Below are 25,081 nucleotides of genomic sequence, written 5' to 3' on the forward strand. Positions count from 1 at the left end.
GGGACGACAACGGCTCGCGCGGAACGAGGTTCCGGCCGAAGGATGGAACTTATCTATTCCGGCGCGTGGCAAACCGCCTCGATGTTGTGGCCGTCAGGGTCGAGCACGAAGGCGCCGTAGTAGGTCGGGTGATAGTGCGCACGGATGCCGGGCGGCCCGTTGTCGCGCCCGCCCGCCGCCATCGCCGCCTTGTAGAACGCGTCCACCGTGGCGCGGTCCTTTGCCAGGATCGCGACATGCACCGGCTTGTTCAGCGCGCCCTCGCCGCCGATCCAGAAATCCGGCTTGCCCTCGGCGCCGAAGCCGGCGGCCGGATCGTGTCCGGTCTGCTCCTGCGTGACCTCCATGATCAGGCTGTAGCCGAGCGGCGCCAATGCCTTGGCGTAGAACGCCTTGGCGCGCTCATAGTCGGAGACCGGGAAGCCCATATGGTCGATCATCGTAACTCCGTCGTTCGTCGTCAGCGCGACAGGAACGTATTGCTCCGCGTCTTGCGCGCAACCACAAAACCGCGCGCGACCATGTCAGCGATGCAATCTTCCCGCCATTCCTTGTGTGACAAATGCTCGATCACCACCGCGCGCGGCCATAGCGATTGCGGCGCGTCGCGGAAGAAGCCGATCAGCACGCGATCCTCGAAGCCCTCGACGTCGATTTTGATCGAATCGACGCGCGTGACGCCGGCCTCGTCGAGAATGCGCGTCAACCGCAGCGAGGGCACTTTGATCGCCTCCGCGCTGGCTGTGCCGGTGACGACGTGCGTGGCGCCGAGATTGCCGCCGCCGCTCTCGATCATCAGCTCGCCGTCGCTGTCGCCGGCAGCCGCCTGCACCAGGCGCACCTGCGTCGCTTTCGATGCGGCCTGGTTGAACGAGAGCCGTCCAAACGTCATCGGATGCGGTTCGATGGCAACTACTTTCCCTGATGCTCCGGCCTGTCGCGCCATCACCAGCGCAAAGGTGCCGACATTGGCGCCGACGTCGACGAACACGCCGCCCTCCGGAGTGTGCTGGCGCAGGAAGTCGAGCTCGTCGAGATTATAGTCGGGATTGAACAGCGCGCCGCGCTCGGTCGCGCTGCCCTGGTGATAGAAGCGAAACGATGCGCCCTGGTACTGGACGTCGACGGGACCACCGCGCAGCAGGTTCACCAGCCGCGACATCCACGGCCGGAACGCGCCGCGCTTCAGCCCCGATTGTGTCGCGAGGCGAATGATCGCGGCCTGCGCCGCGTTCGGCGCAAACGCGCCGAACGGCGCTGACGGAGGGGCATTGTCGGGCGTCAAGCGGGAGTCCTCATTGCAAGCGGCGCATGCATAGCCGGTTTTGCCGGGGACTCCAATCTCAGTGTCGTCCCGGGGCGCGAAGCGAGCCCGGGACCCATAACCACAGGCAGAAGTGTGACACGAGGCTCCCACTCCGGGTATTCGCCAAACTGCTCGCTATGGGTGTGGGTCCCGGATCTGCGCTTCGCTTGTCCCGGACGACGGAGAGAACGTCACGCCGCCTTTTTCGGCGCCTTGCGCTGGCGCAGGAAGCGGCCGAGCAGCTTGCGCTTGCCCTTGCGCGGGATCAGGTCGATGTCGCTGACGAGTTTTGCGCCGCCCTTGCGGCGCTCCAGCACGATCTTGCGGCTGTGAAAGGCCTCCAGCTCGACACGATGCGCGACGCTGACGATGGTCGCCTTCGGCAGCTCGTCGGTGACCATCTTCATCATCTTGTCCTGGCTCTTCTCGTCGAGCGCCGAGGTCGCCTCATCCAGCACGATGATGTCGGGGTTGTGCAGCAAGAGCCGCGCGAAGGCGAGGCGCTGCTTCTCGCCACCGGACAGGGTCTGGTCCCAGGGTGCTTCTTCCTCGATCTTCTCCTTGAGATGGTCGAGACCGACCTTGTGCAGGGCCTCGCCGATCTCCTCCACGGTCCAGTCGTCTTCCGCGCCGGGATAGGCGACCGCACGGCGCAGGGAGCCGGAGGGCACGTAGGGTCGCTGAGGCAGCATGAACAGCCGCCGGTCGGGACGGAAATTGACGCTGCCGCCGCCCCATGGCCAGAGCCCGGCGATGGCGCGCACCAGCGTGCTCTTGCCGGTGCCGGATTCGCCGGCAACCAGCAGCCGCTCGCCAGGCTCAACCACCACCTCGGTCTCGCCGACCACGGCCGTGCCGTCGTCAAGCGTGACGGAGAGGTCCGTCAGCTCCAGCATGGCGTCGTTACTGGTCTCGCCGCGCTTGATGCGTCCGAAGCCGTCGCCCTGCTCGGCGCGCTCAAGGCCGTCGAGCGACATCATCAGCGAGGCGATGCGGCGCGCGCAGGCATTCCAGTCGGCGAGCCGCGGGTAATTGTCGACCAGCCAGCCGAACGCGCTCTGCACGATGGTGAAGGCGGAAGCCGCCTGCATCACCTGCCCCAGCGTCATGCTGCCGTCGAGGAATTTTGGCGCGCAGAGCAGCAGCGGCACGACCGGCGCAACGAGGCTCGATCCCTGCGACACCAACGTGGTGCGCATGTGCTGACCCGCGAGCCGCGCCCATTGCCGCAGTACATTCGTGAAATTGCGGTCGATGCCGTCGCGCTCTTCCTCCTCGCCGCCGAGCAGCGCGATGCTCTCGCCGTTCTCGCGCACGCGCGTCAGCGTGTAGCGGAAATCGGCCTCGGCCTGGTTCTTGTCCTCAGAGACCTGCACGAATTGGCGGCCGATCACCAGGATCGAGCCCGATGCAATTCCCGCATAAAGCATCGCGGCGATCACCAGGAATCCGGGAATGGTCACCGACGATCCCGCAAGCGTGACGGTGAGCGCGCCGCCGATGGTCCAGAGCACGACGATGAAGGTCGCGGCCGACAGCAGCGCGGACGTCACGCCGGCGAGAAAATCCACCGGCGAATCGGTCGCCACGCGCAGATCCTCCGCGATCCGGTATTCCGGATTCTTGTGGTCGCCGCTGACGAGATTGAGCTGGTAATAGCGACCGTTGCCGAGCCAGCGGGTCAGCACGCTTGCCGTCAGCCAGGCTCGCCAGCGCCGCTGGATGCCCATGCGCGCGAACACCTGCGCCACGCCGAGCACGATGCTGCCGATCGCGAGCGGGAAGAACACCGCGGTGAGATGGAAGACGGTGGACGCCTCGCGCTTCTCGATCGCGTCGAAGATCGCCCGATTCCAGACATTGATGCCGTATTGAAAGCCGACAGTCAGGACGATCAGTACGCCGAGGCCGATGGAATAAAGCCACGCCAGCCGGTCGCCGTTGCGGCCCCAGAAGCCGCGCGCGCTGATCCAGAAGCGGGTGAGGAGATAGTCCTTGCGGGCCTGTTCGGCCTCTTCCGGCGACAGCTCCGGATCGGGCTCGACCAGCTCGGGCGGCGGCGGAGCCACTTCCTCGCCGGCCTCGCCTACGATCTCGACGATGGGCGGCTTCTTGCTCTTTTCGCGCTTTGCGGCCGGCTTTTGCATGGCCGGATAACGCAAGATAAATCAAAAGGTTCCTACGAGTTCCCAGTGCCGGGTCATTCAGCGGCGCCGTCGCGCACCCGGCGCAGCCGTGCGACCCGGTGCAGCACGCGCGACAGCTGATCGATCGCATAGGGCTTCTGCACGAGCTCGAAATCGATCTTGCCGTCCTGGGACAGCGCCTCGCTGTAGCCGGTGGTCAGCACGATCGGCACGCCGATGCCGCGGTCGCGGACCGCCTGCGCGAGATCGAGCCCGGTCATATCAGGCATCACGATGTCCGAGAAAACGACATCGAAGCGATCGGAATCCATGACCAGCTCGGCGAGGGCGTCGGTTGCATTGTCGACCAGTGTGATGCTGTAGCCGAGCTCGGTGAGGCCGTCCGCTGCGAAATTGGCGAGCTCGATGTTGTCCTCGACCAGCAGCACTGACATGCCGCTGCCGGCTATGGCCGGGGCCGTGTTCGGTGCCTGCCGCTGCGGCAGCAAATGCGGCGCCACGCGTGGCAGATAGAGCGAGAAGGTGCTGCCTTGGCCTACCTTGCTGGTGACCGTCACCTCGCCGCCGGACTGCCGGGCGAAGCCGAACACCTGCGACAGGCCGAGACCGGTGCCCTGGCCGACCTGCTTGGTGGTGAAGAACGGTTCGAAGATGCGCTCGAGCCGCGCAGCCGGAATGCCGATACCGGTGTCACTGACGGCAATGCCGATGAAGCCGTGTTTGTCAGCAAGGTCATGCTTGCCTGAAAGATCATGGTTGCCTGAAAGATCATGGTTGCCGGAGACGGGAGCCCGCGTGTTCGCAATGGTCGCCGCGGCCTCGACGTTGAAGACGATCCTGCCCTTACCGTGCATGGCATCGCGCGCGTTGGTCGCCATGTTGATCAACGCCGTCTCGAACTGGCTTGCATCGGCATTGACGAGGCAGGGCTCGGCCGGCAGCCGCATCGCGATTTCGATCGCGGGTCCGAGCAGCGTCGCGAGCATGTCGTGCAGCGACTGCATTCGCGCGCCGACGTCGAACACCTCCGGCTTCAAGGTCTGGCGCCGTGCAAAGGCGAGCAACTGCGAGGTCAGCTTGGCCGCGCGTCCGACCGCGTCCGCGATGGCGGTGATGTAGCGCTGGCGGCGCTCCTCGCTCAGCTGCGGCCGGTTCAGCAGGTCGACGGAGGCGCGAATCACGGTCAGGAGGTTGTTGAAATCGTGCGCGACGCCGCCGGTGAGCTGCCCGAGTGCCTCCAGGCGCTGGCTGTGCTTGAGCGCCTCCTCGGCTTCGCGCCGCGCGGCGGCCTCGGCCTGGAGATGCTGGGTGCGCCGGAACGCGAACGCCAGCAGCAGAAACAGCAACGCGGTGGCGGGAATGCCGAACACCAGATGCTGGCCCATGGTAGCGAACCAGCGCGCGCGGATCGCCGAGGTCTCCAAGCCCGCGCTGACATAGATCGGGTATTCGGCGATGCGTCGGTAGCCGATGCGCCGCTCGACCTCGTCCGATGGCCAGGCGATGGTGATGAGGCCATGCTCGGGCTGAGCTGCGATGCTCTGGCCGACCGGCCCGTTAGGATCGAGCCTGATGTCGCGATCGAGCCGCGGAAGATGCGCCAGCACCACGCCGTCGGTGCGTCCCATCGCGAGGAAGCTGCCGGGATCGGAGCCGATCCTGGCGTAAAAGTTCTCAAAATATTCCGGCAGGACGGAGGCCTGGATCACGCCGATGAAGCTGCCGTCATCGGAGCTGCGGCGACGACTGACCCCGAAGAAGCGCGCGCCCTGATAAGGCTGGCGCGGCGTCAGGGGAATACCGATGTAGCTGCCGATGGTCTGGTCGACATGGGCCGCAAAGTAGTCACGGTCCGCAAAGCTCTGCGCCGGCGGCGGCGAGGCCAGGCTGTTGACCAGCGACTTTCCGTCCGCATCGAAGATCCATGCCGATTTGAGCTGCGGCAGCGAATCGGTCAGCTGCTTCAGGCGGCGGTGCAGGGCCGGTTCGCGCGAGCGGATAATTTCGTCGGGCATGCCGCGCACCACCTCGTTGATCTCGGCGAGGCTGCGGTCGATGGTCTCGAACACCTTGAGCGCATGCTCATGCGCGACATCGAGGGTGCGCTGGATCTCGCGGTCGGCGATATCTTTTGTCGAGCTGTAGGAGATCGAGGAGGCGATTGCGAACAGCGCAATCGGCAGCGCCAGGGACGCAGCCATCATCCACTGCAGCAATCTCAGCGAATTGCGTTGTGCGCCCTGCACGGTCGCTCCGGTCCCACGCCGGAGAGCTTACTTGAGTTTCGCGCCGGGAAGGAAGCGGCTTGTAGCTGGAACCAGAGGTTGCAACCTGCCGGCTTGCCCGTGCAGGGGCGGAGGCAAAATCTACTCGAACAGGAGCCTGCCGTAGAATGCCCCGGCCGTGCCGGCCGGGGATCGCAGCATGAATGACGCCTAGATCTGGCGCTCGACCATCTTGAGCTTGAGCTCGGCGATGGCTTCCGCCGGGTTGAGGCCCTTCGGGCAGGCCTTGGCGCAGTTCATGATGGTGTGGCAGCGATAGAGGCGGAACGGGTCCTCGAGATTGTCGAGCCGCTCGCCGGTCGCCTCATCCCGCGAATCCGACACCCAGCGGTTGGCCTGGAGCAGCGCGGCGGGACCGAGATAGCGCTCGCTGTTCCACCAATAGCTCGGGCACGAGGTCGAGCAGCAGGCGCAGAGAATGCACTCGTAGAGGCCGTCGAGCTTCTCGCGGTCCTCGTGGCTCTGCTTCCATTCCTTTTGCGGCGTCGGCGAAGTCGTCTTCAGCCACGGCTCGACCGAAGCGTACTGCGCGTAGAAATTGGTGAGATCGGGGATGAGGTCCTTCACGACAGGCTGGTGCGGCAGCGGATTGATCTTCACCGCGCCGTCCTTCACGTCGTGCATCGAGCGGGTGCAGGCCAGCGTGTTCTGGCCGTCGATGTTCATCGCGCAGGAGCCGCAGACGCCTTCGCGACAGGAGCGGCGGAAGGTCAGCGACGGATCGATGTTGTTCTTGATCCAGATCAGGCCGTCCAGCACCATCGGCCCGCAATCCTGGGTGTCGACGTAATAGGTGTCGACGCTCGGAGTCTTGCCGTCGTCGGGATTCCAGCGATAGACGCGGAATTCGCGAGTTTCAGTCGCGCCCGCGGGCTTCGGCCAGGTCTTGCCGCCTGAAATCTTGGAGTTCTTCGGAAGTGCGAATTCAACCATTTCGATAAAGCTTTCGCTGTTCGCTCAGGACACGCGCGCCGTTTAGTAAACGCGAGCTTTCGGCGGGATGTACTGGACGTCGTTGGTCATGGTGTAGTCGTGAACCGGGCGGTACTCGATCTTGACCTTGCCGGAATCTTCCAGCCAGGCCAGCGTGTGCTTCATCCAGTTCTTGTCGTCGCGGTCGGAGAAGTCCTCGCGGGCATGCGCGCCGCGGCTCTCGGTGCGGTTGGCGGCCGAGTTCATCGTCACCACCGCCTGCGCGATCAGATTGTCGAATTCGAGCGTCTCGATCAGGTCGGAATTCCACACCAGCGAGCGGTCGGACACGGCGATGTCGGTGATGCCGCTGTGGACCTTCTCGATCAGGTTCTGGCCTTCGCTCAGGATGTCGCCGGTGCGGAACACCGCGCAATTATTCTGCATCACGTGCTGCATGCCTTCGCGCAGCTTGGCTGTCGGCGTGCCGCCGGAGGCGTAGCGGTAGTGGTCGAGCCGGCCGAGCGCCAGATCGGACGAGTTCGCCGGCAACTCCGGCTGGCTGGCGTTCGGCGTGAGCTTCTCGGCGAGGCGCAACGCCGCGGCGCGGCCGAACACGACGAGATCGATCAGCGAGTTGGAGCCGAGGCGGTTGGCGCCGTGCACGGAGACGCAAGCGGCTTCGCCGATCGCCATCAAGCCTGGGATGATGGCGTTGTCGTCGCCGTCCTTCTTGGTCAGGACTTCGCCGTGATAGTTCGTGGGGATGCCGCCCATGTTGTAGTGCACGGTCGGCACGATCGGGATCGGCTCGCGCGTCACGTCGACATTGGCGAAGATCTTTGCGGATTCCGAGATGCCCGGCAGGCGTTCGGCCAGTACCGCAGGATCGAGATGGTCGAGATGCAGGAAGATGTGGTCCTTCTTCTTGCCGACGCCGCGCCCCTCCCGGATCTCGATGGTCATCGCGCGCGAGACGACGTCACGCGAGGCCAGATCCTTCGCGGAGGGCGCATAGCGCTCCATGAAGCGCTCGCCCTCCGAGTTGACGAGATAGCCGCCCTCGCCGCGCGCGCCTTCGGTGACGAGACAACCCGAGCCGTAGATGCCGGTTGGGTGAAACTGCACGAACTCCATGTCCTGCATCGGCAGGCCGGCACGCAGCACCATGCCGCCGCCATCGCCCGTGCAAGTGTGCGCCGAGGTGCATGACGCATAGGCGCGGCCATAGCCGCCGGTCGCCAGAATCACGGTCTGGGCGCGGAAGCGGTGCAGCGTGCCGTCGTCGAGCTTGAGCGCGATGACGCCGCGGCAGGTGCCCTGGTCGTCCATGATCAGGTCGATGGCAAAGAACTCGATGAAGAACTCGGCCGCGTGGCGCAGCGACTGGCCGTACATCGTGTGCAGCATGGCGTGGCCGGTGCGGTCGGCGGCGGCGCAGGTGCGCTGCGCCTGGCCCTTGCCGTAGTCCAGCGTCATGCCGCCGAACGGGCGCTGGTAGATCTTGCCGTCTTCGGTGCGCGAGAACGGCACGCCCCAATGCTCGAGCTCGTAGACCGCCTCGGGCGCGTTGCGCACCATGTATTCGATCGCGTCCTGGTCGCCCAGCCAGTCGGACCCCTTTACGGTGTCGTACATGTGCCAGCGCCAGTCGTCCTTGTGCATGTTGCCGAGGGACGCCGAGATGCCGCCCTGCGCCGCGACGGTGTGCGAGCGGGTCGGAAACACCTTTGTGATGCAGGCGGTCCGAAGACCGGCTTCGCTGCAGCCGACCACGGCGCGCAGGCCCGCGCCGCCGGCCCCGACCACGACGACATCGTAGGTGTGGTCTTCGATCGGATAGGCTTTGCCGTTGGTGGCGGGAGCGCCGTTGGCCTTGCCATTGGTGTCTGTGGCCATGGCTTACACTCCGGAGGAAAGTTTCAGGATCGCGTAGGTCGAGGCCAGCGCCACGGCGAACGAGAAAAAGTTGTTGAGCATGATCGAGATGAGCTTCAGCTTCTCGTTATGGATGTAGTCCTCGATCACGACCTGCATGCCGATCTTCATGTGCCAGGCGCTGGCGAAGATGAAGAGCAGCAGGATCACCGCGATTGGCAGCGAGCCGAGGATCTGTGCGGCGCCGGCCTGGTTGCGGCCGAGCAGCATCATCACGATCACGATCACCGGGATCATCAGCAGCGTCATGGCGACGCCGGTGATGCGCTGGCGCCAGAAATCGGACGTGCCCGAATGCGCCGCGCCGAGATTGCGGACGCGGCCGAGCGGGGTGCGCATGGAGGAGCCCTTCGGAGAGCCGTGGGATTCGTCGAAACTCATCGTCCGCCTCCGATCGCGTAGGCGATGATCCAGACGAGGACGGTCAGCACGATGCCGCCGATCAACGCGCCCCAGGTCAACGCTTCGCGCTCGTTGGCCTTGAAGCCGTAGCCGAGGTCCCAGACGAAATGCCGGATGCCGCTGAGCATGTGGTGCATCAGCGCCCAGGTGTAGCCGAACACGATCAGCCGGCCGATGATGCTGCCGGTGAAGGCCTGGACGTGGCCATAGGCGGCGGGGCCGGAGGCCGCCGCAATCAGCCACCAGGCCAGAAGCAGCGTTCCGGCGTAGAGGGCAATTCCGGTGGCGCGATGGACGATGGAGAGCGCCATCGTCAGGGTCCAACGGTAGGTCTGAATGTGCGGCGAAAGCGGTCGGTCGATCCGTGCGGTCATGGGCTTCGATTGCTTTATTGCGGCCCAGCATGGGGCGCGCGGGGATCGCGAAAGGTCGGCTCTATTTACGGAGTCGATTTCACCTGCGCAATCACCAAATCGCCATCAATCGAACCTGGGTTCAGCTCTAGGCCCTTGATGTAACAAGGCCAATCAGCGGCTTGGTATACCAGGGCGATGGCGCACCGACGAAAGAAAGAACTTAAATTCATATTTTGTACGAGAGCCGAGACGCATTGAAATTACTATTGGAACGGCTCTAAGCCGCCGCGGGCCGGCCAGGGTTCGAACCAGTCGGTTCATGACGCTCGAACCGGCAGGGATGTGGGCGAGCAATCGCCAATTTCCGCCAAGTGTACCGATTTTTCGCGAGACGGGCGGATATGCGCAGCCTGCATCCCACCCCAGAACGGCAACCCACCGGTCGACCCGACAAATCAGATCGCCTAGAGCATTGCGGCCAGCTGTCCGAGCGATGCATCGGAGGAGTTGCGAGCCATCGCCGGGGCAGGTCAGGGGTGATTGCAGGACTTGATATCAAGGAGATCGTCGAACTCGCGCTGCTGCTGATCGCAACCGGCGCGCTCTCCGGATTTTTGGCCGGCGTGTTCGGCATCGGCGGCGGCGCGATTCTGGTGCCGGTGTTCTACGAGTGCTTCCGCATCGCCGGTGTGCCGCTCGAGGTGCGGATGCCGCTCTGTATCGGCACTTCGCTCGCCGTCATCATTCCGACCTCGATCCGTTCGTTCCAGGCGCATTACAAGCGCGGCGCCGTGGATCTTGCGATCCTCCGGGTCTGGTGGCTGCCGATCCTGATCGGCGTCGTCGCCGGCAGCGTGGTCGCGCGCTACGCGCCGGAGCGGCTGTTCAAGATCGTGTTCGTCGCCGTCGCCTGGTCGGCCGCGGTGCGGCTGATCTTCGCGCGCGAGAGCTGGAAGCTCGGCGATGACTTGCCAAAGGGGCCGCTGATGCGATTCTACGGTTTCTGCGTCGGCATTCTGTCGACCTTGATGGGTATCGGTGGTGGCCTGTTTTCGAATCTGCTGATGACGTTCTACGGTCGCCCGATCCATCAGGCAGTGGCGACATCGTCGGCGCTCGCAGTGCTGATCTCGATCCCTGGCGCGCTCGGCTACATCTACGCCGGCTGGCCTGCGGCGGCCAGCTATCCCGGCGTTGCAGCCCTGCAAGTGCCGTTCGCGCTTGGCTACGTCTCCCTGATCGGTGCGGTCCTGGTAATGCCGATGAGCCTCGTGACCGCGCCGCTTGGCGTGAGAGCCGCGCACGCGATGTCGAAGCGGACGCTGGAACTGGCGTTCGGGTGTTATCTGTTTATTGTCGGCAGCCGGTTTGTGCTGAGTTTGTTAGGCGGGCAGTGAGCGCCCCAAACTCCGTCATTGTGAGCGAAGCGAAGCAATCCAGGAGTCTTTCCGCAGCGGCAGTCTGGATTGCTTCGTCACAAGGGCTCCTCGCAATGACGACGAGAGTGCTGCGAACAACAGCCCCTACTTCTTCGCGTAAAGATCCTTGTAAATATCCCGCAGCACGTTTTTCTGCACCTTGCCCATGGTGTTGCGCGGCAGCTCGTCGACTACAAAGACGCGTTTGGGCATCTTGAACTTTGCCAGCCGGCCGTCGAGTGCCTTCAGCACCGCGGCCTCGGTCACATCGGCGCCCTTGTTGCAGACCAGCACGGCCGTGACGCCCTCGCCGAAATCGGCGTGGGGCACCCCGATCACGGCGGATTCGATCACGCCGGGCATGGCGTCGATCTCGCTCTCGATTTCCTTGGGGTAGACGTTGAAGCCGCCGGAGATGACGAGATCCTTGCCACGACCGAGAATGTGGACGTAACCCTTGGCGTCGATCTTGCCGAGGTCGCCGGTGATGAAGAAGCCGTCGTCGCGGAATTCCGCCTTGGTCTTCTCCGGCATGCGCCAGTAGCCCTTGAACACGTTGGGGCCCTTGACCTCGATCATGCCGATTTCGTCACGCGGCAGCTCCTTGCCCGTCTCGGGATCTGTGACGCGCACGGAGACGCCGGGAAGCGGAAAGCCGACCGCACCGGGCACGCGCTCGCCGTCATAGGGGTTCGAGGTGTTCATGTTGGTCTCGGTCATGCCGTAACGCTCGAGCACGGCATGCCCCGTCCGCGCCGACCATTCGCGATGGGTTTCGGCCAGCAGCGGCGCCGAGCCCGAGATGAACAGCCGCATATGCTTTGTGGTCTCGCGGGACAGCGCGGCATTCTGGAGCAGGCGGGTATAGAACGTCGGCACGCCCATCAGCACCGTGGCGCGCGCCATCAGCTTGATGATCAGATCCGGGTCGAGCTTCGGCAGGAAGATCATCGACGCGCGCGCGAACAGCGTCACGTTGGTCGCCACGAACAGGCCGTGGGTGTGGTAGATCGGCAGTGCGTGGATCAGTACGTCCTTGTCGGTGAAACGCCAGAAGCCGACCAGCGAGAGCGAGTTCGACGCCAGATTATCGTGGGTCAACATCGCGCCCTTGGAGCGGCCGGTGGTGCCGGACGTGTAGAGGATCGCGGCGAGATCGTCGTTTGCGCGCGACACGGTTGTGAATTCGCTGCTCGCCTTGTCGGCGGCTTCGCTCAGCGAGCCCTTGCCGTCAGGCCCGAGCGTCCCGATTGTCGCTTTCACCTTGGCGGCGATGGGGGCGAGGCCCTCCGCCTTGGCGGGATCGCAGACCACCAGCGAGGGCTCGGCATCGCCGATGAAATAGTCGAGCTCGTTCAGGGTATAGGCGGTGTTGAGCGGCAGGTAGACCGCGCCGGCCCGCACCGTCGCCAGATACAGCACGATGTTGGCCACGGATTTCTCGACCTGAACCGCAACGCGGTCGCCGGGCTTCACGCCGCGCGCGACCAGCACATTGGCCGTCTGTCCGGCCCGGGCGATCAGGTCGCCATAGCTGATGCGCTCGCCGTCATGCGTCTCGATCGCGAGGCGCTTGGGATCGTCGAGGCCGTCGAACAGGCGGGAAAACAGATTGGCGTTGGCAGCTTGGTTCATGCAAGATTTCCTCGACCGCAAGGATTGACCGCAAGGCTCATAAGCAAGGCTCGTCATACAAAGCCGGTCAAAACCGAGGGCTGGATTAGCAAAAACCGCCCCGATGAAGCAACGGAGACAGTTTGCATGACCAAAAACGGGAAACGCGTGGCCTGGGTGACAGGCGGGGGCAGTGGGATCGGGGAGGCCGGCGCCGAGGCGCTCGCGGCCGACGGCTGGACGGTGGTGGTCTCCGGCCGGCGCAAGGACGCCCTGGATACCGTGGTCGCGAAGATCACTGGGGCGGGCGGGGCCGCCGAGGCCATCGCACTGGACGTGTCCGTCGCCGCCGCGGCCCAGAAGGCGGCCGATCAAATCGTCGCGAAGCACGGCCGGATCGACCTGCTGGTCAACAATGCCGGCATCAATGTCCCCAAGCGCAGCTGGAAGGACATGGAACTGGAGGGCTGGGACCAACTGGTCCAGGTCAATCTCAACGGAGTGCTCTATTGCATGCGCGCAGTGCTGCCGACGATGCGCAAGCAGCAGGACGGCTCCATCATCAACGTCTCGTCATGGGCCGGCCGCCACGTCTCGAAAATGCCGGGCCCCGCCTACACCACGACCAAGCATGCGGTGCTGGCTCTGACCCACTCCTTCAACATGGACGAATGCGTCAACGGTCTGCGCGCCTGCTGCCTGATGCCGGGCGAGGTGGCGACCCCGATCCTGAAGCTGCGCCCGGTGGTGCCGAGTGAGGAGGAGCAGGCCAGGATGCTGCAATCCGAGGACCTCGGCCGCACCATCGCGTTCATCGCGAGCATGCCGGCGCGAGTGTGCATCAACGAGCTCTTGATCAGCCCGACGCATAATCGCGGGTTCATTCAGACGCCGCACAACAGGGATTGAGGTGTAGCGCGCCGCCGCAATCTCTCCTCGTCGTCCCGGGGCGCGACGAAGTCGCGAGCCCGGGATCCATAACCACAGGGAAAAGTTGTCGCGCTAGACGGTCACTCCGAGTCTTCGCCAAATGTCTCCCTGTGGCTATGGGTCCCGGATCGTCGCTTCGCTTGTCCGGGACGACAGCGGAGTGTGTGGTGCGCTCGCCTCACCCCACGAGCAAACCCGCACTTAGTTTCACGCATCACAAAGAAGTTTAATCCGAAACCGCTTCGCAAACCCTCCCGTAATTCGAGCCAACGACGTCGCTGCTGCTTCACGCTCACAGGTCGCAGCCACCGTTGTTGCCCAACCAACGCCGGCGACCGCCGGTCACCATCCAATCGGGAGACTCTCCATGTCGAAGCGCATTGCCTATCTTACCGCTGCAGCTTTCAGCGCGCTGGCCATCACCGCGACCGTCGTCGCGCCTGTTCGCGCCGAGGAAAAGACCGTCATGGTCGGCGGCGCCGCGATGTTCCCGTCCAAGAACATCGTCCAGAATGCCGTCAACTCGAAGGACCACACCACGCTGGTGGCGGCGGTGAAGGCGGCCGGCCTGGTGCCGACGCTGGAAGGCAAGGGCCCGTTCACGGTGTTCGCGCCGACCAACGCCGCCTTCGGCAAGCTGCCGGCCGGCACCGTCGATACCTTGGTCAAGCCTGAGAACAAGGCGACGCTGACCAGGATCCTGACCTACCATGTTGTGCCCGGCAAGCTCGAGGCTTCCGATCTCATCGACGGCAAGAAGATGAAGACCGCCGAAGGCGAGGAGCTGACGGTGAAGAAGATGGACGGCAAGGTCTGGATCGTCGATGCCAAGGGCGGCACCTCGATGGTGACGATCTCCAACGTCAACCAGTCGAACGGCGTGATCCATGTGGTCGACACCGTGCTGATGCCGGCGACGTAACACCGCGCAGTCCGGCTTCATCCCCGAGCCGGATGCGACGAAATGGCGAGCCGGGGGCACCCGGCTCGCTTTATTGTGACCACGATAGACCGCCGGTATGGATTCGATGCCGGGCAGGGCGTAACGAAAGCGGACGCATCGGCGTATAATTGCTGTCAGACGATGTTCAGGACGGAACCGCCATGTCGAGCCTCACTGTCACCGACGAGCAGGTCAGCGCCACCCCGGTCAAAGTGATCCAGCCGGCCTGGGTCCGGGTCATGCACTGGATCAACGCCCTCGCCATGATCCTGATGATCCTGTCGGGTTGGCAGATCTACAACGCCTCGCCGCTGTTCGGTTTCAGCTTTCCGCGCGAGTACACGCTCGGCGGCTGGCTCGGCGGCGGCCTGCTCTGGCACTTTGCGGCGATGTGGCTCTTGATGATCAACGGCCTTGCCTATCTCGTCACGGGTTTCGCCACCGGCCGCTTCCGCAAGAAACTGCTGCCGATCACCCCGTCCGGCGTGCTCCATGATGTCAGGGCTGCCCTGACCTTCAAGCTCGGCCATGCCGATCTCACCGTCTACAATTACGTGCAGCGGACGCTCTATGCCGGCATCATCCTGGTCGGCGTGATCATCGTGCTGTCGGGGCTGGGGATGTGGAAGCCGGTGCAATTGCACTGGCTCGTGAGCCTGTTCGGCGACTATCCAACCGCGCGCTACATCCATTTCTTCTGCATGGCCGCCATCTGCGCCTTCCTCGTCATTCACGTTTTACTCGCGCTGCTGGTGCCGAAGAGCCTGCGTGCGATGATCATCGGCCGCTAGAGCGGAGCAAGAACCATGGCCAAGCGCTCATTCCTGATCCCCGGCGTCGACAAGCGGCTGCTGATCAAGGACTCCATCAAGACGATGCCAGAGGTCAGCCGCCGCCGCTTCATCGCGGGCGGCGCCAGCTTAGGGGCGCTGACGCTGCTCACCGGCTGCGACGTGATCGACTCCTCCTCCGCCGAGGAGATGCTGAAGAGTGTCTCGAAGTTCAACGATGCCGTGCAGGATTTCATCTTCAATCCCGACGCCCTGGCGCCGACGTTTCCTGAGAGCGCGATCACAAAACCGTTTCCGTTCAACGCCTATTACGATCTCGACGACGCGCCCGATGTCGACGGTGCCGACTGGAAGCTCGAAGTTCGCGGTCTCGTCGACAACAAGAAGTCATGGACGCTTCCGGAATTGTACAAGCTGCCGCAGGTCACACAGATCACCCGTCACATCTGCGTCGAGGGCTGGAGCGCGATCGGCAGCTGGACCGGCACGCCGATGCGCGACTTCCTCAAGCTGATCGGCGCCGAAACCCGCGCCAAATACGTCTGGTTCCAGTGTGCCGATAAGGACGGCTACAACTCTCCGCTCGACATGCGCACTGCGCTGCATCCGCAGACCCAGATGACGTTCAAATACGCCGGCGAAATCCTGCCGCGCGCGTATGGGTTTCCAATGAAGATCCGCGTGCCGACCAAGCTCGGCTTCAAGAACCCGAAATACGTGGTGTCGATGGAAGTCACCAACGACTACAAGGGCGGTTACTGGGAAGACCAGGGGTACAATTCGTTCAGCGGGAGCTGATCGTCGCTCCGGCGAAGCTGCAGTAGGGTGGGTTAGCCCTGCAGATGCGCGAAGCGCATCTGCTCGGCGTAATCCACCTCTTTGGTTTCCGCGGCGACAGACGTGGTGGGTTACGCCTTCGGCTAACCCACCCTACTGAACCGTTTTTTTGGCGGGCCCCACCTTCCGCTGGCACAGCGCTGCTAGAGCGCCCAGCGCCAGTAGCGCTGCAGACACATTCAGCGCGTAACTCAGGCTCCCCAGCGCATCCGTGATCGCGCCGACCACGATCGGGCCGAGCGTCTGGCCGACGCCGAACGAGATCGTCATCGCCGCGATCGCGGTCGGCCACACCTCGGGCGGATAGTTGAAGCGCACGAAGGCGGTGGTCGAGCCGACCACGGCGAAGAACGCGACGCCGAACACGACGGCTGACACCGCGAGCCATGCCGGCGAATGCCCGAGCATCGGCAGGGCGGCGCCGAGCGCGTTGGTGCCGAGGATGATGGCGGTGGCCAGTCCGCCGCGATCGAGCGCGAGCACGCGGCGCCAGGCCCACGGCGTGACGAAGGCGCTCAAGCCGATCAGGCTCCAGAACGCCGCCTGCGCCGCGGCCCCGCCGCCTCCGTCGCGCACATAGGCGATCATGAAGGTCATGTAGGCGATGTAGCCCGCGCCAAACAGGAAGTAGCCGGCGAGATAGATCAGCACCGGAAGAATCTCGAAAGCGCCGTGGCTGCCTTGCGAGAAACGCACGCCGCTCTCGATGCGGACCAGGAACAGCGGCACGGTCATCACAACGGACAGCAGGGTCATCGCCCACCACACCACCCACCACGAGCCCGGCCCGAAATATTGCAGCGTGAACGGGGCGATCAGCCCTGAGGCGAGAATGCCGATGCCGGGCCCGGCATAAAACAGGCTGAGCAGGAAATTGGCCCGCTCCGGCCGCGACTGCGCGATGGAAGCGGCCAGCGCGCCGCCGGCGACGAAGCCGGCTGCGGCGCCAACGCCCAGCACGAGACGGGCCAGGCTCAGCGCAACGAAATTCCCGGTCAGCGCGCAAGTCGCAAGCGCCGCGACGCAGGCCAGGGTTCCGCCGCGGATCGCGGCCGACCAGCCGACCCGTTCGATCAACCGGGATGCCACCAGGGCGCCGACGAGATAGCCGACGGCGTTGATGGTGTTCATGAAACCGGCCGCCGAGTAGGACCAGCCGAGGTCCTCCCGCATGTCCGGCAGCACCAGGGCATAGGCAAAGCGGCCGATGCCGAGCCCGACCGTCGCAGCCAGCGACAGGGTCAGGATCAGCCGCGCGGGGTGGGCGGGCGGGGGGAAGTCAGGTGCGTGCAAGGGGGTACTCCGGCATGCGCAGTGTGGCAGGCCCTGCCCGCCTTGCACAGAACCGAAGCGGCAATGGTGTCTTGCCAAGCACGCAACGCCGCTCTAGCACTCCGGCCGAAATTCACGAGATGCCGTCATGCCCGGCCTTGTGCCGGGCATCCACGTTCTTCGCGCCATAAGCAGGGACGTGGACGGCCGGGACATAGGCGAGCGGAAGCGACGCCGTCCTTTGGCCGGCTATGCCGGCCATGACGAAACGGAGGAAGAACGACCATGGCGACCCACAAACTGCTGCTGCTTCCCGGCGACGGTATCGGCCCCGAGGTGATGGGCGAGGTGAAGCGGCTGATCGACTGGCTCAATTCGGCCGGAATCGCCAAGTTCGAGACCGACACCGGCCTCGTCGGCGGTTCGGCCTACGACGCGCACAAGGTGTCGATCTCGGAAGGCGATATGGCCAAGGCCAAGGACGCCGACGCGATCATCTTCGGCGCGGTCGGCGGCCCGAAATGGGACGCGGTGCCCTACGAGGTGCGCCCCGAAGCCGGCCTGCTCCGTCTGCGCAAGGACCTCGGTCTGTTCGCCAACCTTCGTCCCGCCGTGTGCTACCCGGCGCTCGCGGAGGCCTCGAGCCTCAAGCGCGAGGCGGTCGAGGGCCTCGACATCATGATCGTGCGCGAGCTCACCGGCGGCGTCTATTTCGGCGAGCCCAAGACCATCACCGATCTCGGCAATGGCCAGAAGCGCGCCATCGATACCCAGGTCTACGACACCTATGAAATCGAGCGCATCGGCCGCGTCGCCTTCGAGCTTGCGAAGAAGCGCAAGAACAAGGTGACCTCGATGGAGAAGCGCAACGTCATGAAATCGGGCGTGCTCTGGAACGAGGTCATGACCCAGGTCCACAAGCGCGAATATCCCGATGTCACGCTCGAGCATCAGCTCGCCGATTCCGGCGGCATGATGCTGGTGAAATGGCCGAAGCAGTTCGACGTCATCGTCACCGACAATCTATTCGGCGACATGCTGTCCGACATCGCTGCGATGCTGACGGGATCGCTCGGCATGCTGCCCTCGGCCTCGCTCGGCGAGGTCGACGTCAAGAGCAAGAAGCGCAAGGCGCTGTACGAGCCCGTGCACGGCTCGGCGCCTGATATCGCAGGCCAGGGCCTCGCCAATCCGATCGCGATGATCTCGTCCTTCGGCATGGCGCTGCGCTACTCCTTCGACATGGGCGCGCTCGCCGACAAGGTCGACGCCGCGATCGCCGCCGTGCTGGCCAGCGGCCTGCGCACCGCCGACATCAAGTCGGAAGGCACCACTGCCGCCTCGACCACGCAGATGGGCGAAGCGATCCTGAAGGAATTGCAGAAGCTGCACGCGTAACATGAGTGCCGTCATTCCGGGATGGTGCGTAGCACCAGACCACAGGTGCGCAATTGCGCACCGGGGAATCTCGAGATTCCGGGTTCGGCTCTTCGAGCCGCCCCGGAATGACGGTGTGGCACGAAACAAAAATGGCCGGGCGCGAGCCCGGCCATTTTGATTCGGTCGATATGTCCGCCTCAGTACAGCGGGAAATTCTGCGGATAGCCGCCAACATCCTGCGGCGTACTCAGCGGCTGGCGATCGATCGGGCGGTTGAGATTTTCGCGCGCGAAGGTCGGATAGCCCACCGCCGGCGGGAAGGCGTAGTCGGAGAACTTGCGGTCGCCCGGATTGACCTCGGTGCCGCCGTCGAGCCAGGAGCGCTTGCTCACATAGATGCGGGTGCGGCCCTGCTGATAGGTCGCGTTGGGGCCGCTCGGACCGTAATAGGGACGGCCGTTGTCATAGCGCTGCTTCTTGGTATCGGCCGAGGCGGGTGTCGCGAAGGCTGAGGACATGGCAATCACGGCGCCGGCCGCAAGCCACATCGCCAGTTTGTTCGCGGCAGAGAAATTCGAGCTCATCACGTCCCCTTCAGGCGGCAAGCCGCCAATCAATTTCACCCTCATACTAACCCGGCCGGGGCGGCTGCAACTAGGTCTATTGGGTCACACCAGCGCTGAATAATCGTGCGCGCCGGCAAAAGTTGCATGGATACAGCCACTTGAGCTTGATGCCGGTCAAAGCGCTCCGCGCAATTGCGCATTGGCGGCGCCGAGCAGCCAGTCCGACGATCCCGGCGGTGCGCAGGGACGGCGCTTCAGCTCCGCATGGGCGAACAATTCGGCCAGCTTCGGCTCGTTGCCCGAGGTCAACAGCGTCAGCCGGTTCAGCGTGCAGGCGATCGCCGCGCGCCGGGCGGGCAGGCTGTCGCCCTGGCAGGAAAATCCGGAGATCTGGAGCGCCGGCTCCTCGCTGCGCTTGAGGTAGCCGAGGCAGGCCCGCGTGCCTTCCGGGATGCCGGTCGGCCGGAACAGGGCGACGGGGCCGAACTTCGTGTCGATCAGGCCGGCTTGCTCCAGCGGGTTCGCGGTGCCCAGTCCCATCCGGACGGCCAGGTCCATCGTTGCCGGACGCGCCACGTCGAATTCGCCGCCTTCCCGGTAAATCTCGAGCTCGGCCACGGCCTCGTCCGCCTCGCCCGCCCAGCGCATCACGTCCCTGCGGCCGCCTTCGGGGTGCCTGAGGATGGTGTAAGAGGCTGTTTTTTCTGACGAATCGAGCCGGCTGAGGGCGAAGGCCGGAGGCGACCGGTCGGCCACGCTCCAATTCGGTTTCAGCGCCGGCTCGTCGTCGCGCAAGTTTGGCAGCTGGCCGAGTGCCGCCAGGCCGAGGATGGCAAACAGCACCAAAGCCCCCACATAGGCGAACAAGCGTGCCAGCGTGCCGACGACCTCGTCGGCGAAGGCTGCAAGCGCCAGATGGATCTGGGTGGGGTTTGCGGCCGAGCTGGCCTCGGGCGACTGCATTCACGTCCCTAAGGCATGGTCCAACGTTGTCTTGAGGCCGGTTCTCGCATAGAAGCGCTGCTCTTCCTGTTTAAGCCTCAGCTTCAGGAACGAGCTTTTTCGTCGGAGAGTGAACGATGGGTTACAAAGTCGCAGTCGTCGGCGCGACCGGCAATGTCGGACGGGAAATGCTCAACATCCTCGATGAGCGCAAATTCCCCGCGGACGAGGTTGTGGCCCTGGCGTCACGCCGCAGCATGGGCGTCGAGGTCTCCTACGGCGACCGCACGCTGAAGGTCAAAGCGCTCGAGCATTACGACTTCTCCGACGTCGACATCTGCCTGATGTCGGCCGGCGGCGAGGTGTCGAAGGAATGGTCGCCGAAGATCGGCGCCGCCGGCACGGTCGTGATCGACAATTCCTCGGCCTGGCGCATGGATCCGGACGTGCCGTTGATCGTACCGGAAGTGAATGCGGACGCGACCGCCGGCTTCAAGAAGAAGAACATCATCGCCAACCCGAACTGCTCGACCGCGCAGCTCGTGGTCGCGCTCAAGCCGCTGCACGACAAGGCGACGATCAAGCGCGTCGTGGTCTCGACCTATCAATCGGTGTCGGGCGCCGGCAAGGATGCGATGGACGAATTGTTCTCGCAGACCAAGGCCGTCTACACCAACCAGGAGCTGGTCAATAACAAGTTTCCCGCGCGCATCGCCTTCAACGTCATTCCCCAGATCGACGTCTTCATGGAGGACGGCTACACCAAGGAAGAGTGGAAGATGATGGCGGAGACCAAGAAGATTCTTGATCCCAAGATCAAGCTCTCCGCGACCTGCGTGCGCGTGCCGGTTTTCGTCGGTCATTCCGAGGCCGTCAACATCGAGTTCGAGAATCCGATCAGCGTGGACGAAGCGCGCGACATCCTGCGCAAGGCGCCGGGCTGCCTCGTCATCGACAAGCATGAGCCTGGCGGCTACGCCACACCGTATGAAGCCGCCGGCGAGGACGCCACCTATATCAGCCGCATCCGCGAGGACGCGACGGTGGAGAACGGCCTCGTGCTGTGGTGCGTGTCGGACAATCTACGCAAGGGCGCCGCGCTCAACGCGATCCAGATCGCGGAAGTCCTGATCAACCGCAAGCTGATCAGCGCGAAGAAGAAGGCGGCGTAACTCCGCCGCCGTAGGGTGGGTTAGCCGAAGGCGTAACCCACCTCTTTCGGCTCCGCGGCGACAGAAGCGGTGGGTTACGCCTTCGGCTAACCCACCCTACGAACCACGGATGCAAGCCACGCTTCGCGCGTTCCTGAATTCCTTCGCGTCCTTGTCCAGCACGAACAGCGATCCCTCGGCGACGCCGAAATAGGCGCCGTGGGTCTGCATCTGGCCGCTCTCGACCGCCTTCTGCACGAACGGGAAGGTCATCAGGTTTTCCAGGCTGCGGAACACCGCGGCCTTTTCGATGCGCTCGACGAATTGCGCCATGGTCTCGTGGTCGCGCTGCTCCACCACCTCGCCCGGCTTGATGAACATCTGCATCCATTTGCCGATGAAGTCGCCCGGCGTGAGCGGCTCGATCTTGTCGACGAAGGCGCGGATGCCGCCGCACTGGGCGTGCCCGAGCACCACGATGTGCTTCACCTTCAGCACCGTCACGGCATATTCCAGCGCCGCCGAGACGCCATGCGCGTTGCCGTCGGGCTGATACACCGGCACCAGATTGGCGATGTTGCGGACAACGAAGAGTTCGCCCGGTCCGACGTCGAAGATCACTTCGGGCGAGACGCGGCTATCGCAGCAGCCGATCACCATCACTTCAGGGAACTGCCCCTTCACCGACAGCTCGCGGTAGCGGGTCTGCTCGGTCGGCAGCCGCTGGGTGGCGAAGGCCTTGTAGCCTTCCAGCAAATGCTCTGGGAATGTGGTCATGGCTTATGCCTAATCATATACCGCTGGGGCGAACAAGCCTTTCGAATAGGCAGGCCAGATGCTATCCGCTTCGGTCGGAAGTGAGACGAGGAAACGGAAGGAACGCTTGCATGACCCGCCCGCGCCGCAGCCATCTGTTCATGCCCGGCTCCAACCCCCGCGCGCTGGAAAAGGCGCGTAATCTCGCCGCCGACGGCCTGATCCTTGATCTGGAAGATTCCGTCGCGCCCGATGCCAAGGCCGTGGCGCGCGACGGCATCGCCGCCGCGATCGCCGCCAAAGGGTTCGGCAAGCGCGAGATCCTGATCCGGACCAACGGTCTCGACACGCCGTGGTGGGCCGACGATGTCGCGATGGCGGCGAAGGCCTCGCCGGACGGCATCCTGGTTCCAAAGGTTTCAAGCGTGGAGGACCTCGACACGATCGGTCGCCGCCTCGCCGAACTCGGCGCGGCGCCGACCGTGAAGGTCTGGGCCATGATCGAGACCGCACGCGCGGTGCTGCATGCCGAAGAGCTGGCGGCCGCGGGGCGCGATCCCGCGCGGCGCCTGTCAGGCTTCGTGTTCGGCCCGAACGACATCTCGCGCGAGACGCGCATCAAGATGCTGCCCGGCCGCGCCGCGATGGTCCCGATGATCACCCATTGCATCCTGGCAACGCGCGCCCATGGCCTCGAAATCCTCGACGGCCCCTACAGCGACATCGCCAACTCCGACGGTTTCGCCACCGAATGCGCGCAAGGCCGCGATCTCGGTTTTGACGGCAAGACGCTGATCCATCCCGCGCAGATCGAAGCCTGCAACGCGATCTTCACCCCGCCCGAAGAGGAAGTCGCGCGCGCCCGAAAGATCATCGCCGCGTTCGAATTGCCGGAGAACGTCTCGCGCGGCGCGATCCGTCTCGACGGCGCCATGGTGGAGCGCCTGCACGCCGACATGGCGCGGCGCACGATCGAGATCGCGGATGCGATTGCGGCGATGGGCAAGGGTTGAGGTTCGCCGCTTGCGACAGCGCTTTGCTGCGAATTCAGGAACTGCGTCGTCGCGTCACTGCCTTCGTCTCGCATTCTTTAAGGTTTCGGATGGTAGCTCACCGACCGCTCGCCGATATTCCGATGCGAAGCGCCCAAGATTCTGGAAGCCACATTTGAACGCGACGGCAACTACGCTGGTCTGCTCATCGGGATGGCGCAAGAGCTCCGTCGCCCGCTGCAGCCGGAAGCGCCGCGCGAACTGACCCGGTGATCCCCGCCCCGCCAGGGAGAATTCCCGATAAATCGTCCGCACGCTGACGTTGGCGATTGCGGCCATCTTCTCCAGATCGATTGGTTCGTCCCAATGAGCCTCGATGTAGGATTCGACGATGTCGATGACGGATCGGTTGGCGCCCGGTGCCGGGCCCTGAAACCGGTCAGTGAAATTGTGCCGGTGCGCCAGAAGAATTCGAACCATCAGCGCCCGCTCAAGTTCGCCGATGGCTATGGGGGAGTAATCCTGGCCGAACCTGTCCAACTCCTCCGCGAATCTAAAGACGTCCTGACGAACATGAGTCATCACCGACGGATCAGCTTCGCCCGGGGCGAAACGCAGCTCCGTGTCGCTATCATCGCCCAGGATTGTCTTGAGCAACCGCTCGAGTGCGCCGGCATCGATCCTCAGCACCAATTGGCGATAGCCCGGCGCAAACTCGAGATCCAGCCTGGCGTCTCCGGAGATGATCGGACTGAAGGCCTCAATCAGCTCGCTGCTCCCATTGGTCCTGAAGCTCGCAGCCCCCTGGATGGAGAAGAACTGGCGGAGAATCTGCGATTCTGGAAAGGAGAGCGACGCCGCACCGTCGTAGCCGCAGAACGCGAGGCCGATCGATTGCAAGCGAGCAAAATTGGCGTGGATACCGAACTCGCCGCCGTGCTTGTCGAAGCGGTCGGCGCCATATTCGGCGAACAGGCGGTCGCGCGCGAACTCGCTGTCGCGCGACTGAAGCAAAGGATACCGGTCGAGATAAGAGACGCCGCCCAAATCAGATTCCTCCCCGCAGAGACTAGCGTATCGCCTCCCCGGCGCTGCCAATGCGAGACTGAATGAAACGGCTGTCGGACGTGGCTGGATCACTCGAGGAGGCATGAACGCGCTCATGTCGGCTGCGACCAATTGTCCGATCCCCATACGCATACCTGATCCTCGGGACCACGGACTCGTGATCGATCGTTGCCGGCCGCATTGCCGACTATCGAGAACGATCTTTAGGCCTTTCTTCGCAATTCAAAGCCGATGGCCTGTTCGGCGAGTCAGCAAAGGTCGGGAAGTTTCTGTCCGGCTAATCGCGTTGGCGGAATCCGGCCATTGTGTCTTCGATCGGACAAATACTCTGATAATTCGATTCGTATAGCTCGTTCATGTGCTGGGTCGCGGAGCCGACGAACGGTCGGTCCTCGTGAGATTCCGAGCGAGATCATGAATTCTGCGATCGCTTGCAAGCCCACGCGCTGCAAACGGGCCATCAATTTCGGAGCGATGAAATGTTCGGTCGTAAATCCCGTGTCGATGCACAAGCTCAGATTGAGGCAATCGGCCGGTCGCAAGCCATGATCGAATTCAATCTTGATGGGACGATCATCACGGCTAACAAGAATTTTCTCGACGCCCTCGGCTATCGGCTCGATGAAATCCAGGGCAAACATCATTCCATGTTCGTTCCCGCCGACCAGCGTGATAGCGCCGAGTACAAGGCGTTCTGGGCCGCATTGAACCATGGCGAGTATCAGGCGCGCGAGGTCAAGCGGATCGCGAAGGGCGGCCGTGAGGTCTGGATCGAAGCATCCTACAATCCGGTGCTCGACGACAACGGCAAGACGGTGAGGGTCGCCAAGATTGCGACCGACATCACCGGGAAGAAGATCCGCAGCATGGCGGACGCTTCCAAGATCGCCGGCATCAGCCGTGCGCAGGCCGTGATCGAGTTCACGCTCGATGGCACCATTGTCACCGCCAACGAGAATTTCTGCAACGCGCTCGGCTATTCGCTGACCGAGATCCAAGGCAAGCATCACAGCCTCTTCGTGCCACAGGCCGAGCGCGACGGCACGGCCTATCGCGAGTTCTGGGCCGCGCTCAA

The 25,081-nt window shown here is 63.9% G+C and carries 23 protein-coding genes; 9 read left to right on the top strand and 14 right to left on the bottom strand.

What is annotated here, in order from left to right:
• Positions 1-53: 53 nt before the first annotated feature.
• The 8 genes from AC0L27_RS15295 to sdhC all read right to left on the bottom strand — a co-directional run bounded on the left by AC0L27_RS15295 (position 54) and on the right by sdhC (position 9,364).
• The gene (locus AC0L27_RS15295; RefSeq protein ID WP_354209699.1) at positions 54-440 is read right to left on the bottom strand and encodes a VOC family protein; all 387 of its coding nucleotides are present in this window, start codon (positions 438-440) and stop codon (positions 54-56) included.
• A gap of 20 nt (positions 441-460) precedes the next feature.
• Positions 461-1,285, bottom strand: coding sequence for an FkbM family methyltransferase (locus AC0L27_RS15300; RefSeq protein ID WP_354209698.1), 825 nt, complete (start codon positions 1,283-1,285; stop codon positions 461-463).
• Between the two features lie 212 nt (positions 1,286-1,497).
• Positions 1,498-3,453, bottom strand: a complete 1,956-nt coding sequence (locus AC0L27_RS15305; RefSeq protein ID WP_354209697.1) for an ABC transporter ATP-binding protein/permease — start codon at positions 3,451-3,453, stop codon at positions 1,498-1,500.
• Positions 3,454-3,506: 53 nt separating this feature from the next.
• Positions 3,507-5,699: an ATP-binding protein gene (locus AC0L27_RS15310; protein WP_473319586.1), complete on the bottom strand. Its 2,193-nt coding sequence runs from the start codon at positions 5,697-5,699 to the stop codon at positions 3,507-3,509.
• Between the two features lie 189 nt (positions 5,700-5,888).
• On the bottom strand, positions 5,889-6,671 hold the full coding sequence (locus AC0L27_RS15315) for a succinate dehydrogenase iron-sulfur subunit (protein WP_354209695.1): 783 nt from the start codon (positions 6,669-6,671) through the stop codon (positions 5,889-5,891).
• A gap of 42 nt (positions 6,672-6,713) precedes the next feature.
• Positions 6,714-8,549, bottom strand: a complete 1,836-nt coding sequence (gene sdhA, locus AC0L27_RS15320; protein WP_354209694.1) for a succinate dehydrogenase flavoprotein subunit — start codon at positions 8,547-8,549, stop codon at positions 6,714-6,716.
• A gap of 3 nt (positions 8,550-8,552) precedes the next feature.
• Positions 8,553-8,969, bottom strand: coding sequence for a succinate dehydrogenase, hydrophobic membrane anchor protein (sdhD, locus tag AC0L27_RS15325; protein WP_275174734.1), 417 nt, complete (start codon positions 8,967-8,969; stop codon positions 8,553-8,555).
• Positions 8,966-9,364 (bottom strand): succinate dehydrogenase, cytochrome b556 subunit, encoded by a 399-nt coding sequence (gene sdhC, locus AC0L27_RS15330; RefSeq protein ID WP_354209693.1) that lies wholly within the window; start codon positions 9,362-9,364, stop codon positions 8,966-8,968. Before sdhC ends, sdhD begins: the two co-directional genes overlap by 4 nt.
• A 518-nt stretch (positions 9,365-9,882) precedes the next feature.
• Here sdhC and AC0L27_RS15335 point away from each other — a divergent pair.
• Complete coding sequence (locus AC0L27_RS15335) at positions 9,883-10,743, top strand: sulfite exporter TauE/SafE family protein (RefSeq protein WP_354209692.1); 861 nt, start codon at positions 9,883-9,885, stop codon at positions 10,741-10,743.
• A 126-nt stretch (positions 10,744-10,869) separates the two neighbouring features.
• On the opposite strand, the gene AC0L27_RS15340 is transcribed toward AC0L27_RS15335, so the two are convergent.
• Positions 10,870-12,399, bottom strand: a complete 1,530-nt coding sequence (locus tag AC0L27_RS15340; RefSeq protein ID WP_354209690.1) for a malonate--CoA ligase — start codon at positions 12,397-12,399, stop codon at positions 10,870-10,872.
• Positions 12,400-12,525: 126 nt separating this feature from the next.
• On the opposite strand from AC0L27_RS15340, the gene AC0L27_RS15345 reads away from it, so the two are divergent.
• The 4 genes from AC0L27_RS15345 (at position 12,526) to AC0L27_RS15360 (ending at position 15,840) form a co-directional block, all read left to right on the top strand.
• A complete protein-coding gene (locus tag AC0L27_RS15345) occupies positions 12,526-13,287 on the top strand; it encodes an SDR family oxidoreductase (RefSeq protein WP_027514954.1) in 762 nt (253 codons plus the stop codon).
• Between the two features lie 388 nt (positions 13,288-13,675).
• Positions 13,676-14,230, top strand: a complete 555-nt coding sequence (locus tag AC0L27_RS15350; RefSeq protein WP_354209689.1) for a fasciclin domain-containing protein — start codon at positions 13,676-13,678, stop codon at positions 14,228-14,230.
• A 182-nt stretch (positions 14,231-14,412) separates the two neighbouring features.
• Entirely contained in the window at positions 14,413-15,042 is a 630-nt protein-coding gene (locus AC0L27_RS15355) for a cytochrome b/b6 domain-containing protein (protein ID WP_354209688.1), read from the top strand.
• Positions 15,043-15,057: 15 nt separating this feature from the next.
• Positions 15,058-15,840 (top strand): molybdopterin-dependent oxidoreductase, encoded by a 783-nt coding sequence (locus tag AC0L27_RS15360; RefSeq protein WP_473319593.1) that lies wholly within the window; start codon positions 15,058-15,060, stop codon positions 15,838-15,840.
• Positions 15,841-15,972: 132 nt separating this feature from the next.
• Here AC0L27_RS15360 and AC0L27_RS15365 read toward each other — a convergent pair whose 3' ends face one another.
• Positions 15,973-17,172 (bottom strand): YbfB/YjiJ family MFS transporter, encoded by a 1,200-nt coding sequence (locus AC0L27_RS15365; protein ID WP_354209686.1) that lies wholly within the window; start codon positions 17,170-17,172, stop codon positions 15,973-15,975.
• 264 nt (positions 17,173-17,436) lie between these two features.
• On the opposite strand from AC0L27_RS15365, the gene leuB reads away from it, so the two are divergent.
• The gene (leuB, locus tag AC0L27_RS15370) at positions 17,437-18,549 is read left to right on the top strand and encodes a 3-isopropylmalate dehydrogenase (protein ID WP_085348446.1); all 1,113 of its coding nucleotides are present in this window, start codon (positions 17,437-17,439) and stop codon (positions 18,547-18,549) included.
• A 179-nt stretch (positions 18,550-18,728) separates the two neighbouring features.
• Here the strand turns inward: leuB and AC0L27_RS15375 are convergent, their stop codons facing one another.
• Both AC0L27_RS15375 and AC0L27_RS15380 read right to left on the bottom strand, forming a co-directional pair.
• Positions 18,729-19,115: a hypothetical protein gene (locus tag AC0L27_RS15375; protein ID WP_199198455.1), complete on the bottom strand. Its 387-nt coding sequence runs from the start codon at positions 19,113-19,115 to the stop codon at positions 18,729-18,731.
• Positions 19,116-19,271: 156 nt separating this feature from the next.
• Entirely contained in the window at positions 19,272-20,060 is a 789-nt protein-coding gene (locus AC0L27_RS15380; RefSeq protein WP_354064737.1) for a hypothetical protein, read from the bottom strand.
• Between the two features lie 116 nt (positions 20,061-20,176).
• Here AC0L27_RS15380 and AC0L27_RS15385 point away from each other — a divergent pair, with 116 nt between their 5' ends.
• Positions 20,177-21,211, top strand: a complete 1,035-nt coding sequence (locus AC0L27_RS15385) for an aspartate-semialdehyde dehydrogenase (protein ID WP_275174609.1) — start codon at positions 20,177-20,179, stop codon at positions 21,209-21,211.
• Positions 21,212-21,307: 96 nt separating this feature from the next.
• On the opposite strand, the gene AC0L27_RS15390 is transcribed toward AC0L27_RS15385, so the two are convergent.
• Positions 21,308-21,967, bottom strand: coding sequence for a carbonic anhydrase (locus tag AC0L27_RS15390; RefSeq protein WP_354209685.1), 660 nt, complete (start codon positions 21,965-21,967; stop codon positions 21,308-21,310).
• Between the two features lie 110 nt (positions 21,968-22,077).
• Here AC0L27_RS15390 and AC0L27_RS15395 point away from each other — a divergent pair, with 110 nt between their 5' ends.
• Complete coding sequence (locus AC0L27_RS15395) at positions 22,078-22,959, top strand: HpcH/HpaI aldolase/citrate lyase family protein (RefSeq protein WP_354254712.1); 882 nt, start codon at positions 22,078-22,080, stop codon at positions 22,957-22,959.
• A 54-nt stretch (positions 22,960-23,013) separates the two neighbouring features.
• On the opposite strand, the gene AC0L27_RS15400 is transcribed toward AC0L27_RS15395, so the two are convergent.
• Entirely contained in the window at positions 23,014-23,985 is a 972-nt protein-coding gene (locus AC0L27_RS15400) for a helix-turn-helix transcriptional regulator (RefSeq protein WP_354209683.1), read from the bottom strand.
• 500 nt (positions 23,986-24,485) lie between these two features.
• Here AC0L27_RS15400 and AC0L27_RS15405 point away from each other — a divergent pair.
• Positions 24,486-25,081, top strand: a 596-nt coding sequence (locus tag AC0L27_RS15405; protein WP_473319594.1) for a PAS domain-containing protein, incomplete at its 3' end; no start/stop codon positions are given.

This window comes from Bradyrhizobium sp. Ken51, from assembly GCF_055807435.1.

Bases quoted from the DNA above. Each gene is read 5' to 3' on its own strand.
- AC0L27_RS15295 (WP_354209699.1), bottom strand. From the start codon at position 440: ATGATCGACCATATGGGCTTCCCGGTCTCCGACTATGAGCGCGCCAAG.
- AC0L27_RS15305 (WP_354209697.1), bottom strand. From the start codon at position 3,453: ATGCAAAAGCCGGCCGCAAAGCGCGAAAAGAGCAAGAAGCCGCCCATC.
- AC0L27_RS15315 (WP_354209695.1), bottom strand. From the start codon at position 6,671: ATGGTTGAATTCGCACTTCCGAAGAACTCCAAGATTTCAGGCGGCAAG.
- sdhA (WP_354209694.1), bottom strand. From the start codon at position 8,549: ATGGCCACAGACACCAATGGCAAGGCCAACGGCGCTCCCGCCACCAAC.
- sdhD (WP_275174734.1), bottom strand. From the start codon at position 8,969: ATGAGTTTCGACGAATCCCACGGCTCTCCGAAGGGCTCCTCCATGCGC.
- sdhC (WP_354209693.1), bottom strand. From the start codon at position 9,364: ATGACCGCACGGATCGACCGACCGCTTTCGCCGCACATTCAGACCTAC.
- AC0L27_RS15340 (WP_354209690.1), bottom strand. From the start codon at position 12,399: ATGAACCAAGCTGCCAACGCCAATCTGTTTTCCCGCCTGTTCGACGGC.
- AC0L27_RS15345 (WP_027514954.1), top strand. From the start codon at position 12,526: ATGACCAAAAACGGGAAACGCGTGGCCTGGGTGACAGGCGGGGGCAGT.
- AC0L27_RS15350 (WP_354209689.1), top strand. From the start codon at position 13,676: ATGTCGAAGCGCATTGCCTATCTTACCGCTGCAGCTTTCAGCGCGCTG.
- AC0L27_RS15355 (WP_354209688.1), top strand. From the start codon at position 14,413: ATGTCGAGCCTCACTGTCACCGACGAGCAGGTCAGCGCCACCCCGGTC.
- AC0L27_RS15360 (WP_473319593.1), top strand. From the start codon at position 15,058: ATGGCCAAGCGCTCATTCCTGATCCCCGGCGTCGACAAGCGGCTGCTG.
- leuB (WP_085348446.1), top strand. From the start codon at position 17,437: ATGGCGACCCACAAACTGCTGCTGCTTCCCGGCGACGGTATCGGCCCC.
- AC0L27_RS15375 (WP_199198455.1), bottom strand. From the start codon at position 19,115: ATGAGCTCGAATTTCTCTGCCGCGAACAAACTGGCGATGTGGCTTGCG.
- AC0L27_RS15380 (WP_354064737.1), bottom strand. From the start codon at position 20,060: ATGCAGTCGCCCGAGGCCAGCTCGGCCGCAAACCCCACCCAGATCCAT.
- AC0L27_RS15385 (WP_275174609.1), top strand. From the start codon at position 20,177: ATGGGTTACAAAGTCGCAGTCGTCGGCGCGACCGGCAATGTCGGACGG.
- AC0L27_RS15390 (WP_354209685.1), bottom strand. From the start codon at position 21,967: ATGACCACATTCCCAGAGCATTTGCTGGAAGGCTACAAGGCCTTCGCC.
- AC0L27_RS15395 (WP_354254712.1), top strand. From the start codon at position 22,078: ATGACCCGCCCGCGCCGCAGCCATCTGTTCATGCCCGGCTCCAACCCC.